Origin of the sequence: Rhodococcus sp. MALMAid1271 (assembly GCF_049195265.1) — a bacterium.
Lineage (GTDB): Bacteria > Actinomycetota > Actinomycetes > Mycobacteriales > Mycobacteriaceae > Rhodococcoides.
In genome coordinates this window covers 41,651-57,446 of record NZ_JBMIRQ010000109.1, presented here as the reverse complement: position 1 = coordinate 57,446, position 15,796 = coordinate 41,651, and the positions used below count along the sequence as shown (strand labels likewise).

The following is a 15,796-nucleotide window of genomic DNA, read 5'->3' as shown; positions in this document are numbered from 1 at the left end:
GGGTGTCACTTAGCTTTCTGGAGCCGCGATCAGGGCGGACGACCGCCGAGGTAATCAAGTACGCCCTGTGGCCGATCGCCATCATGACGGTGATCCAACGCGTGGTGATCAAGGCGGTCAACGGTGACATCACCAACGATTTCAACCCGGTGTACAACGCCGCTCTGGCCTTTCTCAACCGCCAGCCCGTGTACACGGCGAACTTCGACTCCGTCGATCCGCACTACCTCTATCAACCGAGCGCGACGATGCTGCTCTCGCCGATCGCCGTCATCGATCCCGAGCGCTCCCGCTGGCTGTTCATCCTCGCCAGCACCATAGCCATCCTCATCGCGCTGTACATTCTGCTGCGGATCTTCGGATTCCGACTCGATTCGGTCGCCGCTCCCGCGCTGCTGCTTGCGGCGTTCGTCAGCGAAACCGTCACCAACACCCTGGTGTTCACCAATTTCAACGGTTTCGTTCTGCTGGGCGAAGTGGCGTTCATCGGATTTCTGCTTCAGCGCAAAGACCTGTCGGCAGGCGTCGCCATGGGACTGACTCTCGCGGTGAAGCCGATGCTCGCGCCGCTGCTTCTGCTGCCGCTGATGACCCGTCAGTGGAAGGTGTTCATCACCTCGATCGCGATTCCTGTGGTGCTCATGGTGATTGCCTGGCCCCTGTCGGTCGACCCGATGAACTTCGTCGATCGCACGCTGCCCTATCTGCTGCAGACCCGTGACTACTTCAACAGCGCCGTGGTCGGCAACGGCCGCTACTACGGCGTCCCCGAGTTCCTCACCCTGGGAATCCGCGCGGTACTCGGTCTGATGGTTCTGGTGTCGTTGTGGCTGCTCTACCGGTACTGCCGCGAGGATCGACTGTTCTTCTTCTCGACCGCCTCGGGCCTGATCCTCACGGCACACTGGCTACTGGGATCCCTGGGCCAGATGTACTACTCGATGATGCTGTTCCCTCTGCTCATGACCGTGGTGTTGAAGAACTCCGTGCTCCGTAACTGGCCCGCGTGGCTCGCGATCTACGGGTTCATGAACTACGACCGCTGGCTGTCCGGTCGCTGGATCGAGACCGGCCGCGCGCTGGACTATCTGCGTACGACGTTCGGCTGGGCACTGCTGATCGTCGTCATCTTCGGAGTGCTCGTCGGACGCTATTTCGCTGCCCGAAGCGAGGGACGATTGAGCGAGGGAATCGAACCCAGCTACCTGCTGCCGGGCACGCCACCAGCGAAAACGGCATAGTCCGACAAATCGTATTAGCGTGTGAGCATGAGTTCAGCAACCGACAACAATTCCGCTCCGGCCGTCCAGCTCACCGACGCCCAGTGGCGCGAGAAGCTGACCCCCGAAGAATATGCAGTGCTCCGCCAGGCGGGCACCGAGCGGCCCGGCGTCGGCGAATACACCGACACCACCACCGAAGGCATCTACGAGTGCCGCGCCTGCGGTGCCGAACTGTTCCGCAGCACCGAGAAATTCGAATCCCACTGCGGCTGGCCGTCCTTCTTCGATCCGGCCGACAGTGACGCCGTCATCCTGAAGGAAGACACCACGCTCGGAATGCGCCGCGTCGAGGTCATCTGCCGTAGCTGCCACAGCCACCTCGGCCACGTGTTCGAGGGCGAGGGCTACCCCACGCCGACCGACCAGCGCTACTGCATCAACTCGATCTCGTTGACGCTCAAGCCTGCATCCTGATCGGTGACGTGTGCTCCATACTGTGAGCATGCGCACTTTCACATCAGCAGAGCAGATCAAGGCAGCCGTCGGCGAAGACCTCGGCACCAGCGACTGGCTACAGATCACCCAGGAGCGGGTCAACACCTTCGCCGACGCCACCGGTGATCACCAGTGGATCCACGTCGATGTCGAGCGGGCCCGGAAGGAAAGCCCGTTCGGCGCGCCGATCGCACACGGATTTCTGAGCCTGTCACTGGTGTCGATGCTCAACTGGCAGATCTACACCATCGAGAACACCAAGCTCGGAATCAACTACGGCTCCAACAAGGTACGTTTCATCAACCCGGTGAAGGTCGGAGCGCATGTGCGGCTGCAGAGCACCCTGACCTCGGTCGAGGATGCCTCCGGTGGAGCCTTGCAGATCGTGACGACCGGAACTCTCGAAATCGAGGGCGAGGACAAGCCTGCGCTCGTTGCCGAGATCATCTCTCGCGTGGTGTTCTGACCTTCGTCGACACCGGTGGATCGAACGCCGTGATCGGCGGCAGCGGCTCGTCGTAGCGTTCGATCTCCACCAACACATGCTGGCCCGTGCACCCCCGCGACAACGAGGACGCTCCCGTGTCGGCGGTGAGGACGTTCACGCTGCCATGCACACACATCGAACCGGAATCGGCCGGATCGAGCGGGTCGTACCACGCTCCCGTGGACAGTTGCACCACCGATTCCAGCATTGCGTCGTCGACGATCACGCCGGCCAAGCACGAACCGCGGTCGTTGAACACCCGCACGACGTCCCCGTCCGAGACTCCCCTCGCCGCGGCCGCGGACGGGTGCATGCGTAACGGCTCGCGGCCCTGGATCTTCGAGTTCCGGCTCACCGCGCCGTGGTCGAGCTGACTGTGCAGCCTGGTTCGGGGTTGATTGGCGATCAGATGCAACGGAAACTGCTCGGCCCGTGACCCGCCGAGCCATTCCTGCGGCTCGAACCACATCGGGTGCCCGCGGCAGTCCTCGTAGTCGAACCCCGCCACGGTCGCAGAATGGATCTCGATCTTCCCGCTCGGCGTACGCAGCGCGTTGCCCATCGGGTCCGCTCGGAAATCCTGTAAGAACGTCAGATCGTCCTCGGTCTGCATCCGAAACGAACCCGCACGCCGGAAGTCGTCGAACTCCGGGGTCTCCACGCCGGCGACGCGCAAATATCCGCGCCACTGCTGGTACAGATGCTCGAGCCACTGCTGCGAGCTACGCCCCTCGGTGAACTGCTCCCCCACACCCAGTTTCGTCGCCAGTTCGGCGAACGTGTCGTAGTCGTCGCGGGAATCAGCGAACCGCGCGGCGGCCGGGGCCATCGCGACGAGCAAGGGATCGTTGCGGGTGCAGCTCAGATCCGATCGCTCCAACGACGTGGTCGAGGGGACGACGATGTCTGCGTGCTTGGCCATCGGCGTCCAGTACGGGTCGTGCACCACGACGGTATCGGGCTTACCGAGAGCGCGACGTAGCCGTCCCAGATCCTGGTGGTGGTGAAAGGGATTTCCGCCGGCCCAGTAAACGATTCGGATGTCCGGATACGTCAATCGTTTACCGTCGTAGTCGAATTCACCGCCAGGATCGAGAAGCATGTCCGAGACCGCGGCAACCGGAATCAGATCCGGCACGGGATTGATCCCTTGAGGGAGAGTCGGCAACGGATACGGAACCGGGGCCAGCCCTGGCTCGTTCATCGAACCGTAGCCATGGCCGAACCCCGCACCAGGAACACCGATGCCGCCCAACATCGCCGCCAGCGTGATGCCCATCCATGGTGCCTGCTCGCCGTGCTCGGTCCGCTGCAACGACCAGGTGACGGTCACCATCGTGCGCTTCGAGGCCATCTCCCGTGCCAGATCCGCGATCACGGCGGCCTCGATGCCGCAGATCGCCGACGCCCACTGCGGGGTCTTGGGCGTGCCGTCCGTGATACCGAGGAGGTAGCGCTCGAACTCGGGGTATCCCTGGCAGTATTTCTCCAGAAAGGCTGTGTCGTGCAGCTTCTCGTCGACGAGGACGAAAGCCAGAGCCAGCATCATCGCGACATCGGTGCCGGGACGCGGTGCGATCCAGCGGGAGTCACCGGTCAGGTCGCTTCGAAGCGGGCTCACGGTGACGATCCGCCCACCGCGGGCGCGCATCGCGTCGAGCGACCCGAGCGTCGGATGATCCGACGTACCACCATGATTGATACCGGTGTTCTTCACCGGGACTCCGCCGAACGCCACCAACAGCTCGGTGTGCTCGGCGATCACGTTCCATGATGTGGAGCGCGAGAACATCTTCCAATGCGCTCCGAGAACATGCGGCATGATGACCCCGGTCGCACCGAGGGAGTAGCTGTGCACCGATCGGGTGTATCCGCCGATGCAGTTGAGGAATCGGTGCACCTGACTCTGCGCGTGATGGAAGCGTCCGGCACTCGCCCACCCGTACGACCCGCCGTAGATGGCACTGTTGCCGTATTCACCGACCACTCTGCGCAATTCACCCGACAGCAGATCGGTCAGCTCGTCCCACGAGACCTCGACGAACTCGTCGCTGCCACGCTTGTCGGTCGGCCCTGGCCCCTGCTCGAGCCAGCCTCTGCGCACCGCCGGTGCGGTGATCCGCGACCGGTGAGTCACCGAGCCGACGAGGTTGCCCAGCACCGGGGAGGGATTGCGGTCGGACACCTCGGGGTGGACCGCGGTCACATCGCGTCCGTCCGACTCGGCTCGGAACATGCCCCAGTGGCCCATGTGCTGTACGCCTGCCACTGCGGTCGTCACCGAATCCCGAACGCGCTCAACGCTGCCAGCAATGCATCGGGACGCTCCGCCGTCGGCACCGGATCCACGAGCGCGAAGCTGCAGCCGATCTCACGCGCCGCGCCGTCGGCCTCGGCACTGTCGCCCACCATCAGGGTCACGGACGGATCGACGCCCAGGGCCGCAACGGCGTGCCGAAAGATCTCGGGATTCGGTTTGACCTGACCGACTTCGAACGAGAGCACGAACTCGTCCACGTACTCGTGCAAGTTGCGATCGGTGAATGCCGGACGGATGTCGAACGCGATGTTGCTCAGGATCCCGATGCGAATCGACTCCGCGGCAAGCAACTTCAGCACCGCTTCGGTATCGGGATAGGGCGTCCAGCAATCGGCATCGATCACTCGCCCGTAGACCGATTCGGCCTGCGCCGGATCGGTGACACCGGACTGCTCGAGCACGTGCAGGTAGGCCCGTCGATGCAGCGCAGGATCGAGATCGCGATGTCGCCAGGCGTGCCGGGTCTGTTCGTCGAACTCGACGGTCTCGCCCACCGGAGCAGTCATTCTGCGCATCAGCTCCGCTGCTGCGGCACCGTCGACGGGTGTTCCGTCGGCACCGCAGATTCCGTCGAACCACGACGGATGCTCCTCGAGTCGAAACAAGGTGCCGGAGAAATCGAACAGAACCGCCTCGATGTCTCGCGCGCCGTTCGCCGTCACGGCAATGATTCGACGAGCGCGTCCACCTCGACCCGAGGGCCGGTGAAGAACGGGGTTTCCTCGCGCACGTGTCGTCTGGCCTCGGTGGCCCGCAGGTCACGCATCAGGTCCACGATGCGGTCCAGTTCGGGGGCCTCGAAAGCCAGGATCCACTCGTAGTCGCCCAGAGCGAAAGCAGGCACGGTGTTCGCGCGGACGTCCTTGTAGTCGCGCGCGGCCTTGCCGTGATCGGCGAGCATCGTCCGACGCTCGTCGTCGGGCAGCAGGTACCAATCGATCGAGCGGACGAAGGGGTACACGCAGATGTACGCACCCGGATCCTCGCCGGCGATGAAGGCCGGAACATGGCTCTTGTTGAACTCGGCCGGGCGGTGCAGCGCGGTGTTGCTCCAGACCGGAGTGCTCGCCTTGCCCAGCGCGGTCGTGCGACGGAAATCGGAGTACGTCGCCTGGAGATCCTCGATACGTTCGGCATGCGTCCACACCATGAAGTCCGCGTCGGCGCGCATTCCGGCGATGTCGTAGACCCCGCGCACCGCCACGCCCTTGTCTTCACGACCTTCGAAGAACATCTTCGCTTCCTTGGCGGCCGCGGCCCGATCCTCACCCAGAACACCGGGCGTGACCTTGTAGACCGAGAACATCAGGTAGCGAAGAGTCGAGTTGAGCGCTGAGTAATCGAGGCGTGCCATGGCCCTATCGTGCCACTTCGATCAGACGCGCGGCAGCGGTGGTGGCGGACGCGATACACGCGGGCACCCCGACGCCTCGTTGCCAGGCCCCGGCGACCTCGAGGCCCGGTAGGTCGGCGACTGCCGCCTCGATGACGGCGACGCGATCGAGGTGCCCCGGTGCGTACTGCGGCAGGCCTCCCGGCCAGCGCTGCACGGTCGCGGCGACCGGTCGCGCGTCGATGTTCGCCACCGCAGCGAGGTCTGCGAGCGCCACCTCGATCGACTCCGCGTCGGATCGGTTCGAAGCCGTGCCGTCACCGAAGCGACCGAGCGAGGCCCGCAGCAGTACCGCGTCACGCTCCCCCAGGTGCGGCCACTTGCGGCTCGACAGAGTGAAGGCCTTGACATCCAATCCGGCATCGGTGGCCACCAGAATTCCCGAATTCTGCGGCAAGTGCGTACTCGGGGGAAACGCGAGCGCGACCACGACCGAGGATGCGAGTTCGATACTCTGCGCGGCCTGCGACGCCGCTGGTGCCACCTCGGCGACGAGACGACCGAGAACGGGCGCAGGGACCGCCAGCACCACGCCGTCGACGAGTCCGACGCCGTCCACCGACCAGCCGTGCGACTCTCGGCGGATGCCCTCGACGCCTGTTCCGACGACCGTCCGGGCAGCGGTCGCCGCGACGAGGGCGTCGAGCAACACCGCATAACCGTCGCGCAACCCACCGAACACCGGACCCGGCGACGGCGTGGGGAGCGCTGCCGATACTGCCTCGGTCAGGCTCATCGCGCCACGATCCAATGCGGCCGCCAGCGTCGGTAGCGCAGCGCGCACGCCGATCGAGCTCGCCGAGCCGGAGTACACGCCGCCGAGCAACGGATCGACCGACCGGCTGACGACCTGGGAGCCGAACCTGGTGCCCACGAGATCGGCCACACTGACATCCGAGCCCGCCGTCCATGCGAACGGTCGCGTGGACTCGGTCTCGATTGTGCGCAGGTCGTCCGCATCCACCAGATCCCGCACCGACTCGGCCGAGGACGGTATCCCCATCAGCGTGCCTGCCGGCAGCGGATGCGCCCGGCCGCCGGAGAACACGAGTGGACGCAGCGGCGACGGATGCACCAGCTGATCCGACAGACCGAGCTCGGCGAGCAGAGCCGGAACCTCCGGACGCCGACCGATGAAGGCCTCGGCTCCGACGTCGAGCGAGTCCGTACCGACTGCCGCCGTCCGTAGCGTGCCGCCGATGCGAGGCGAGGCCTCGACGAGAGTGATCTCGGCATCCGGCCCACAGGACTGCCGAAGGCGGTACGCCGCGACGAGACCGGAAATCCCGCCGCCGACAACGGCGTATCGCCGCGCCGTCACAACGAATGCACCAGTGCGACCACGCGGGTCAGAATCTCGGGATCGGTATCCGGCAACACTCCATGGCCGAGATTGAACACGTGCCCACGCGCACCGGCGGCCACCGCGCGGTCGGCCTCGGCGACGATGCGGCGAACCTCGGCCTCGACGGCATCCCAGCCCGCGAACAGCACCGCGGGATCCAGGTTTCCCTGCAGCACCTTTCCGCCGCCGACACGGTGCACGGCGTGGTCGAGCGGAATCCGCCAGTCGACGCCGACCACATCGGCACCGGCCTCGCCCATCGCCCCCAGTAGTTCTCCGGTTCCGACACCGAAGTGGATCTTCGGAACTCCGGCCGAGGACACGGCGTCGAACACACGCAGGGAATGCGGCAGCACGTACTCGCGGTAGTCGGCAAGAGAGAGCGCGCCCGCCCACGAGTCGAACACCTGCACTGCATCGACCCCGGCCGCCAACTGCGCCTGCAGGAACGTGATCGTGGTGGTCGCCAGCGCGTCGAGCAGGGCATGCCAGGTCGTCGGGTCGGAGCGCATCAGCGCTTTGGTCTTCTCGTGATTACGACTCGGGCCGCCCTCGACCAGGTAGGACGCGAGGGTGAACGGGGCCCCGGCGAACCCGATGAGCGGCGTGTTCACGAGCTCCCGGGTGAGGATCCGCACCGCATCGGCCACCGGCTCCACCTGGTCGGCGGTCAGAATCGGCAGTGCGGCCACGTCGGCGGCCGAACGCACCGGCTGCGCGACGACCGGTCCGGTGCCCGCGACGATGTCGAGATCGATGCCGGCGGCCTTGAGCGGGACGACGATGTCGGAGAACAGAATCGCCGCGTCGACGTCGTGTCGACGAACGGGTTGCAGCGTGATCTCGGCGACGAGATCAGGGCGGAAACACGAGTCCAACATGCCGATGCCGGCACGGATCTTGCGATACTCGGGCAGCGACCTACCTGCCTGTCGCATGAACCACACCGGCCGGCGCGACGGGGCCCGGCCGGCGATCGCGGCCAGAAACGGCGCGTCCGGGAGTTCGCGGCGGGCGGGGGCGGTGGCGTGCACATGGGCGTTCATCGGCTTCCATGCTGCCACGCGCTGCTACGGCTTCTGCCACCAAGGGCAGGGCCGCCCACGAGACCTGATTCGGGTGGACCCCGACTCGGCCCGCCTGCGCCTCGCTTCCATCACGGCTCGGCGCGCCTCCGCCTGAGCGCGACGTGACGCGTCTAACGTCCGGTGACGTGACCGAACCCCGATCCACCGCCGAACCTGCGCCTTTTCGCGCCGCCATCGACGCGATGCATCGAGCTCAGGTACACCCGGCGATCGAAATCGGTCCTATCCGGCCGCCGCAGCGCCTCGCCCCCTACAGCTACGCCATCGGGGCCGAGGTCAAGCACGCCGAGTCGGAGCAGATCGACGAACAGAGCGACGGCGACGCATTCGGCCGCCTGATTCTGCTCTACGACCCCGACGGTGCCGAGGCCTGGAACGGAACGCTCCGCCTGGTCGCCTACATCCAGGCGGATGTCGACGAATCACTGGCGGACGATCCCCTGCTTCCCGAGGTGGGGTGGAGTTGGCTGGTCGACGCGCTCGAGGCACGGTCCGAACCACTCAATGCCCTCGGCGGTACCGTCACCTCCACCAGTTCGGTGCGCTACGGCGACATCGCCGGACCCCCGAAGGCCCACCAACTCGAACTGCGCGCCTCGTGGACGGCGACATCGGAGGACCTGTCGACGCACGTCGAAGCGTTCTGTGAGGTGCTCGCCTACGCGGCCGGGCTGCCTCCTGCCGGCATCACCACGCTCGGTCAGCGCAGTTCCAGCCGGACATAAGCGCGGATCGAACCGACCGTAGGGCTTAGAGTCACCTTTCATGTCAGCCGAGAGTTCCCCCGACGCCACGCCGGACAACACCCCGTCGGACGAGCAGGCGAACGAGACGGTCGCCGTTCCTCTGCTCGCCCCAGCTGACGGAGTACCCGCCGTCGTCGACACCGCGGACGGCGTGCGAAACGCCGCGAAACTGCTCGCCTCCGGCCACGGACCACTCGCCGTCGACGCCGAACGCGCCTCGGGCTTCCGGTACTCCCAGCGCGCCTACCTGCTGCAGTTTCGGCGCCGCGGCGCGGGCACCGTCCTCCTCGATCCGATTCCGGTCACCGACGATCTCGAGCCACTGGCCGAGGTGATCAACCCTCTCGAATGGGTGCTGCATTCCGCCGATCAGGACCTACCGGGACTGGCCGAACTCGGACTCGCACCCGCCACGCTCTACGACACCGAACTCGCCGGACGACTCGCCGGATTCGACCGAGTCGGCCTCGGAGCCATCGTCGAACGGACCCTCGGCCTGGCCCTGCAGAAAGGCCACGGCGCCGCCGACTGGTCCACCAGGCCCTTGCCGGATTCCTGGCTCAACTACGCTGCACTGGACGTCGAGGTGCTGCTCGAACTACGCGACGCGATGGCAGAGGAACTCGAACGCCAAGGCAAGACCGACTGGGCGGCGCAGGAATTCGCCCACATCCTCGCTCTCGGACCGCCGAAGCCCAAGACCGACAGGTGGCGTCGGACCTCGGGAATTCATGCGATCAAGTCGCCTCGGACGCTGGCCGCAGTGCGAGAGCTGTGGACCACGCGGGACGAGCTGGCCGCGAAACGGGACGTCGCGCCGAGCCGGGTACTACCCGATTCGGCCATCGTGGCGGCGGCCAGTGCCGATCCGAAGTCATCCCGCGAGCTCGAGCAGTTGCCCGTGTTCGGTGGTCCTCGCCAACGCAGATCCTCGCGGTTGTGGGCGTCGGCACTGACCCGCGCCCGCGCGCTGCCCACCGCCGAGTTGCCGTCGATGGCAGCGTCGTTCGACGGCCCACCTCCGGTGAACCGTTGGGCGCGACGCGATCCCGAAGCGGCTGCGCGACTGGTCGACGTGCGCGCTGCCATGACCGAGCTCAGCGAATCGGTGTCGGTTCCGGTGGAGAATCTGTTGATGCCGGATTTGCTGCGCCGATTGGTGTGGGATTGGCGAACACCGACCGATCCCGATGCCGACCCTGCGGAGCTGATCGACGCGCGCCTGGCCGAGGGCGCAGCCCGGCCATGGCAGCGCACGCTGGTGGTGCCGGTCCTGACGAAGGCTCTCGACCCTTCCCAAGTTACCGACCGGTAATACCCGCTACAGTGGGTGACGCGTCCGGGTACCCGGGCGAGTCGTCCGCATCTGCCGGGAGGATCGAAAAGCGTGTCTGTACCCGCGTCCACCAGCTCACAGAGGAATGTCGTCTTCGTCGACGGCATCCGTACCCCGTTCGGCAAAGCAGGCCCCAAAGGCATGTACGCCGACACTCGCGCAGACGACCTCGTCGTCAAGGCGATCCGTGAACTTCTTCGAAAGAACCCCAATCTGCCGCCCGAGCGCATCGACGAGGTCGCCATCGCTGCGACCACGCAGACCGGCGACCAGGGACTGACCATCGGCCGCACGTCGGCCTTGCTCGCCGGGCTCCCCCGCAGCGTCCCCGGATTCGCCATCGACCGCATGTGTGCAGGCGCGATGACCTCGGTGACCACGACCGGATCGGGCATCGGATTCGGTCAGTACGACGTCGTCATCGCCGGCGGTGTCGAGCACATGGGACGCCACCCGATGGGCGAAGGCGTAGATCCCAATCCGAGGTTCCTCGCCGACAAGCTCGTCGACCCCAGCGCCTTGGTGATGGGCAACACCGCCGAGAACCTGCACGACCGGTTCCCGAGCATCACCAAGGACCGCACCGACGCCTACGCCGTCTCGAGCCAGAACAAGTACGACGCCGCCAAGAAGGCCGGATACATCGCCGACACCCTCGTTCCCGTCGCCACCAAGTCCGCCGAAGGGTGGGGCCTGGCCACCGAGGACGAACCCCCTCGTCCCGGCACGACGGTCGAGGACCTCGCCAAGCTCAAGACACCGTTCCGCCCTGCAGGTCGCGTCACCGCCGGCAACGCCGCAGGACTCAACGACGGTGCCACCGCAGCGATCCTCGCCGGTGAGGACACCGCGCACGAGCTCGGCCTGAACATCGGCATGCGGATGGTCGGCTTCAGCTTCGCGGGCGTCGACCCCGCCGTGATGGGCATCGGCCCGGTTCCCGCGACCGAAAAGCTGCTGGGCCGCACCGGATTGAGCATCGATGACATCGGGCTGTTCGAGATCAACGAGGCTTTCGCCATCCAGGTGCTCGCGTTCCTCGAGCACTACGGCATCGCCGACGACGACCCCCGCGTCAACCAGTGGGGCGGGGCCATCGCGTGTGGCCACCCCCTCGCGTCCTCGGGCGTTCGCCTGATGACGCAGCTCAGCCGCCAGTTCGCTCAGCAACCCGACGTCCGCTACGGCCTGACGACCATGTGCATCGGTCTCGGTATGGGCGGCACCGTCATCTGGGAGAACCCCAACCACGCTGACTACTCGGGAGCAGCCAAATGAGTGATATCACCACAGCGTTCACCGACGAGGTAGTCACGAACGCGTACACCAAGATCGTGTCCGTTCCGGGCCTCGAGGGTTCGATCGCATTGGTCACCCTGGACAACGGTTTCGATCACACCAAGCCGTCGACGTTCGGTCCCGGCGGCCTGGCCAAGCTCGACGCCGCTCTCGACGAGGCGTTCGCCGCCAACCCGGTGGCCGTCGCCGTCACCGGTAAGCCGTTCATCTTCGCCGTCGGTGCAGATCTCAACGGTGTGCCGAACATCAAGACCAAGGACGAGGCGCTGCAGATCGGGCAGCTCGGCCACAAGGTCTTCCGCCGTCTGCGTGAGTCCACGATCCCGACGTTCGCATTCATCAACGGTGCAGCGCTCGGCGGCGGCCTCGAAGTGGGACTGCACTCCCACTACCGGACCGTCGCGGAGAACGCTGCCGCACTCGGCCTGCCCGAGGCCTTCCTCGGCCTGGTACCGGGATGGGGCGGAACTCAGTTGCTGCCCAACATCATCGGAGCCTCGAACGCCGTCACCGTCGTCATCGAGAACGCACTGAACCAGAACCGCGTCCTCAAGCCGCAGCAGGCCCTCGAGCTCGGCATCGCCGACGCCCTCTTCGGTGGTGCCGATTTCCTCGAGCAGTCCCTGGCCTGGGCCGCTCAGGTCGTCAAGGGAGAGATCACTCCTGCCCGTCCCGAGATCGACCGCGGACAGGCCTGGGACGACGCCATCGCCCGCGCCAAGGCAATCGTTGCCGGAAAGACCAACAATTTCGCTCCCGGCCCCGTCGCTGCCGTCGAGTTGCTCGAGCTCGCCAAGAGCACCGACATCACCGACTCGGCGTCGCTCGACAAGGCCTTCGCCGCCGAGGACGAGGCCCTGTCCACCCTGCTGGTCAAGGACGAGCTGCGGGCCGGGCTGTACGCATTCGATTTGGTTCAGAAGCGCGCGAAGCGTCCGGCCGGTGCGCCCGACAAGTCGCTCGCCCGCAAGATCTCCGGCGTCGGCATCGTCGGTGCCGGTTTGATGGCCAGCCAGCTGGCGTTGCTGTTCGTGCGTCAACTGAAGGTGCCGGTCATCCTGACCGACATCGATCAGGAGCGCATCGACAAGGGTGTCGGCTACGTACACGACGAGATCGACAAGCTGCTCGGTAAGAAGCGCCTGTCGCCCGATGCCGCGAATCGGTTGAAGGCGTTGGTCTCCGGCTCGATCGACAAGTCCGCCTTCGCCAAGACCGACTTCGTCATCGAAGCTGTCTTCGAGAACCTGGACGTGAAGAAGAAGGTGTTCGCCGAGGTCGAGGAATTCGTTTCGGCCGAAACGATTCTCGCAACCAACACCTCCTCGCTGTCGATCACGAAGATGGCTGCGGATCTGAAGAACCCCGAGCGCGTCGTGGGCTTCCACTTCTTCAACCCCGTTGCCGTGCTTCCGCTGCTCGAGGTCGTCAAGGGCGAGAAGACCGACGATGCCACTCTCGCAACGGCATTCGCCACGGCCAAGACACTCAAGAAGTCGGCCGTGTTGTCGGCGGATCTTCCGGGCTTCGTGTTCAACCGTCTGGTCACTCGCGCGTCGAACGAGATCATCAGCGCGATCGACGAGGGCACCCCGTTCGATGTCGCCGATGGCGCGGTGGGTGAACTCGGCATGCCGATGAGCCCGCTGACGTTGCTGGCTCTCGTGGGACCGGCCGTCGCCCTGCACACAGCCGAAACGCTGGCCGAGGCGTACCCCGAGCGGTTCAAGGACTCCGCCGGGTTCCGCGCTCTCGTCGAGGCGAAGAAGCCCGGTGTGTGGACCTACGGACCCGAAGGCCAGGTCGTCGATCCCGAGGTCGCCGCACTGTGGCCGCAGGGTGATTCGCCGTCGACCGCCGAGCAGGTGCTCGAGCGCACCCGCAACGCGTTCGCCGACGAGATCAGGATCATGCTCGACGAAGGCGTCGTGGCGGCAGCCGAGGACATCGACCTCTGCCTGCTCCTCGGCGGCGGCTTCGGATTCTGGAACGGCGGTATCACCCCGTACCTGGACCGTAGCGGCGCTTCCGAGGCCGCGACCGGTCAGCGCTTCCTCGCCCCGGGCGTAGCCAGCGTCTAGTACGACCCGCCGAGTTCGAGGTTATGGACGGATTTCTCCGGATTTTCGTCCATAACCTCGAACTCGGCTACCGTGTGACCCGATGAACGGCGAACATGATCGGCTCATCGGCATCAGCTATCGAATGCTGGGGTCCTACAGCGACGCCGAAGACGCCGCATCCGAGGCTCTCGTCCGCTGGTACCGACTGACCGACGCCGAACGCGACGCCATCGATGTTCCCTCGGCGTGGCTGACCCGCGTCGTCAGCCGCATCTGTCTCGACCTGCTCGGCTCGGCCCGTGTTCGCCGCGAGCACTACGTCGGTCAGTGGTTGCCCGAACCCGTCCACGGTCTCGGCCTCGGCACCGTGAATTCGAGCGCCCCCGACCCGGCCGATCTGGTTGCACAGCAGGATTCGGTGACTCTCGCGCTACTCGTCCTTCTCGAATCGGTCGGTCCTGCGCAACGAGTCGCGTTCGTGCTCCATGATGCATTCGCCGTACCGTTCGAGGAGATCGCGACCGTACTCGACCGCTCCCCTGCGGCCTGCCGCCAACTCGCTTCTGCCGCCCGAAAACGTGTGCACGGCCGCCGCCCGATCACCTCCGCCGACTCCGTCGAGCACGATCGTGTCGTCCGAGCTTTCGCGATGGCCTCGGGTGGTGGAGACACGTCGTTGCTGATTTCCTTGCTCGCCCCGGATGTCACCCTGGTCAGCGACGGAGGCGGACGAGTTACTGCGGCTCGCAATCCCATTGTCGGCTCCGAGCGGGTCGCTCGATTCATTCGTGGGATCACCGCCAAGGCGACCGACCTGAACTGGTCCATCGAACCGGTCAACGGCCTGTCCGGCATCGTGATCCGACGCAGCAACCAGGTGGTCGGCGTCGTCGGGTTCGGCACCGCGGACGATGTGGTGTCCGATATCTGGATCGTGCTCAACCCGGACAAACTCCGACACTGGCCCTGACCTTCGCCATACATTTGGCTCCGCTACGTCGTCAGAGAGTCGAGACCCCACTACCCGTCGGGTCCGACCCTCTCGAAGAACAGGTGGAAGTCGCCATGAAGACAGCCGTGGCCGGTGGAACCGGAACCGTAGGAGAGCATGTCGTCGAGGTCGCTCGTGCACGCGGACACGAGGTAGTCGTGCTGTCGCGATCGTCGGGTGTCGATCTGGTCAGCGGCTCCGGACTGTCCGACGCCATGGCCGGCGTCGAGGTGGTGATCGACGTGGCGTCGACGAAGACGGTGTCAGCGCGGAAATCCACGGAGTTCTTCTCCGCTGTCACCCGCAACCTGCTCGCCGCCGAGAGCGCCGCAGGTGTCGGACACCATCTCGCCTTGTCCATCGTGGGTGTGGACAGAGCACCGCATGCCTACTACGCAGGAAAAGTGGAGCAGGAGAACATTATTCGCGCTGGCTCGGTTCCATGGACGATCCTGCGCGCCACCCAGTTCCACGAGTTCGCCGCCCAGATTCGCGCCCAGACCTCGTTCGGTCCAGTGAGCATCATCCCGAAAATGCTCTCACAACCGATAGCCGCGAGTGAGGTCGCCGAACGACTGCTCGAGCTGGCGGAGATGTCCCCGGCCGGACGAGTGCCGGACCTCGGCGGGCCGCGCGAGAAACGTATGGCGGAGATGGTCCGTGAGTACGTGCGATCGATCGGTGCCCGGGGCCTGGTGCTCGAAGTCCCAATTCCCGGCGCATACGGTCGCGCGATGCGAGACGGAACGCTGGTCACCGCAACCGATTCGGATCACGGTCGTCAGACATTCGATCAGTGGTTGGCCACCCAGAAGCACTGAGTCGCATCTCGTCGAACTCGAAGTTGTGGACAACATTCGGTGAAATTTCGTCCATAACGTCGAGTTCGAGCAGCTGAATTTCGGACAATTCACCCTTCCGAACAATGCCGAAGACAACGTGCCGAAAATCGAGTCCATTTCGCACCCATATCGCAGTACCGAGGACGATGATGGCGAACGACCACCACG

The 15,796-nt window shown here is 65.5% G+C and carries 14 protein-coding genes; 9 read left to right on the top strand and 5 right to left on the bottom strand.

Translation table 11 applies throughout. The features are described from left to right. Positions 1–2: 2 nt before the first annotated feature. The 3 genes from ACOQFP_RS20195 to ACOQFP_RS20185 are packed head-to-tail and all read left to right on the top strand — an operon-like array spanning position 3 to position 2,184. On the top strand, positions 3–1,241 hold the full coding sequence (locus tag ACOQFP_RS20195) for a glycosyltransferase family 87 protein (protein WP_421585339.1): 1,239 nt from the start codon (positions 3–5) through the stop codon (positions 1,239–1,241). A 27-nt stretch (positions 1,242–1,268) separates the two neighbouring features. After that, a complete protein-coding gene (gene msrB, locus ACOQFP_RS20190; RefSeq protein ID WP_206488362.1) occupies positions 1,269–1,697 on the top strand; it encodes a peptide-methionine (R)-S-oxide reductase MsrB in 429 nt (142 codons plus the stop codon). A gap of 28 nt (positions 1,698–1,725) precedes the next feature. Next, positions 1,726–2,184: a MaoC family dehydratase gene (locus tag ACOQFP_RS20185; protein ID WP_421585338.1), complete on the top strand. Its 459-nt coding sequence runs from the start codon at positions 1,726–1,728 to the stop codon at positions 2,182–2,184. Here ACOQFP_RS20185 and ACOQFP_RS20180 read toward each other — a convergent pair. The 5 genes from ACOQFP_RS20180 to hemE are packed head-to-tail and all read right to left on the bottom strand — an operon-like array spanning position 2,162 to position 8,309. Continuing rightward, entirely contained in the window at positions 2,162–4,456 is a 2,295-nt protein-coding gene (locus tag ACOQFP_RS20180) for a molybdopterin-dependent oxidoreductase (protein ID WP_421585382.1), read from the bottom strand. The genes ACOQFP_RS20185 and ACOQFP_RS20180 overlap by 23 nt on opposite strands. Positions 4,457–4,482: 26 nt before the next feature. Beyond that, complete coding sequence (locus ACOQFP_RS20175; protein ID WP_421585337.1) at positions 4,483–5,187, bottom strand: HAD family hydrolase; 705 nt, start codon at positions 5,185–5,187, stop codon at positions 4,483–4,485. After that, positions 5,184–5,879, bottom strand: coding sequence for a hydrogen peroxide-dependent heme synthase (gene hemQ / locus ACOQFP_RS20170; protein WP_421585336.1), 696 nt, complete (start codon positions 5,877–5,879; stop codon positions 5,184–5,186). The genes ACOQFP_RS20175 and hemQ overlap by 4 nt, the downstream gene beginning before the upstream one ends. Before the next feature lie 4 nt (positions 5,880–5,883). After that, positions 5,884–7,239 carry a protoporphyrinogen oxidase gene (locus ACOQFP_RS20165; protein WP_421585335.1) on the bottom strand — a complete coding sequence of 452 codons (1,356 nt, stop codon included), beginning with the start codon at positions 7,237–7,239 and terminating at the stop codon, positions 5,884–5,886. Continuing rightward, the gene (hemE, locus tag ACOQFP_RS20160) at positions 7,236–8,309 is read right to left on the bottom strand and encodes a uroporphyrinogen decarboxylase (RefSeq protein WP_421585334.1); all 1,074 of its coding nucleotides are present in this window, start codon (positions 8,307–8,309) and stop codon (positions 7,236–7,238) included. Before hemE ends, ACOQFP_RS20165 begins: the two co-directional genes overlap by 4 nt. A gap of 167 nt (positions 8,310–8,476) precedes the next feature. Between hemE and ACOQFP_RS20155 the strand changes: the two genes are divergently transcribed. From ACOQFP_RS20155 to ACOQFP_RS20130, 6 genes are all read left to right on the top strand, one after another. Next, the gene (locus tag ACOQFP_RS20155; protein ID WP_206488352.1) at positions 8,477–9,076 is read left to right on the top strand and encodes a DUF3000 domain-containing protein; all 600 of its coding nucleotides are present in this window, start codon (positions 8,477–8,479) and stop codon (positions 9,074–9,076) included. Positions 9,077–9,116: 40 nt separating this feature from the next. After that, entirely contained in the window at positions 9,117–10,412 is a 1,296-nt protein-coding gene (locus tag ACOQFP_RS20150) for an HRDC domain-containing protein (RefSeq protein WP_421585333.1), read from the top strand. Between the two features lie 72 nt (positions 10,413–10,484). Continuing rightward, positions 10,485–11,711: a thiolase family protein gene (locus tag ACOQFP_RS20145; protein ID WP_206488349.1), complete on the top strand. Its 1,227-nt coding sequence runs from the start codon at positions 10,485–10,487 to the stop codon at positions 11,709–11,711. After that, complete coding sequence (locus ACOQFP_RS20140) at positions 11,708–13,813, top strand: 3-hydroxyacyl-CoA dehydrogenase NAD-binding domain-containing protein (RefSeq protein ID WP_421585332.1); 2,106 nt, start codon at positions 11,708–11,710, stop codon at positions 13,811–13,813. Before ACOQFP_RS20145 ends, ACOQFP_RS20140 begins: the two co-directional genes overlap by 4 nt. Positions 13,814–13,895: 82 nt before the next feature. Beyond that, positions 13,896–14,765, top strand: coding sequence for an RNA polymerase sigma factor SigJ (gene sigJ / locus ACOQFP_RS20135; protein WP_421585331.1), 870 nt, complete (start codon positions 13,896–13,898; stop codon positions 14,763–14,765). Between the two features lie 95 nt (positions 14,766–14,860). Next, on the top strand, positions 14,861–15,607 hold the full coding sequence (locus tag ACOQFP_RS20130) for an SDR family oxidoreductase (protein WP_421585330.1): 747 nt from the start codon (positions 14,861–14,863) through the stop codon (positions 15,605–15,607). The last annotated feature ends 189 nt before the right edge of the window (positions 15,608–15,796 follow it).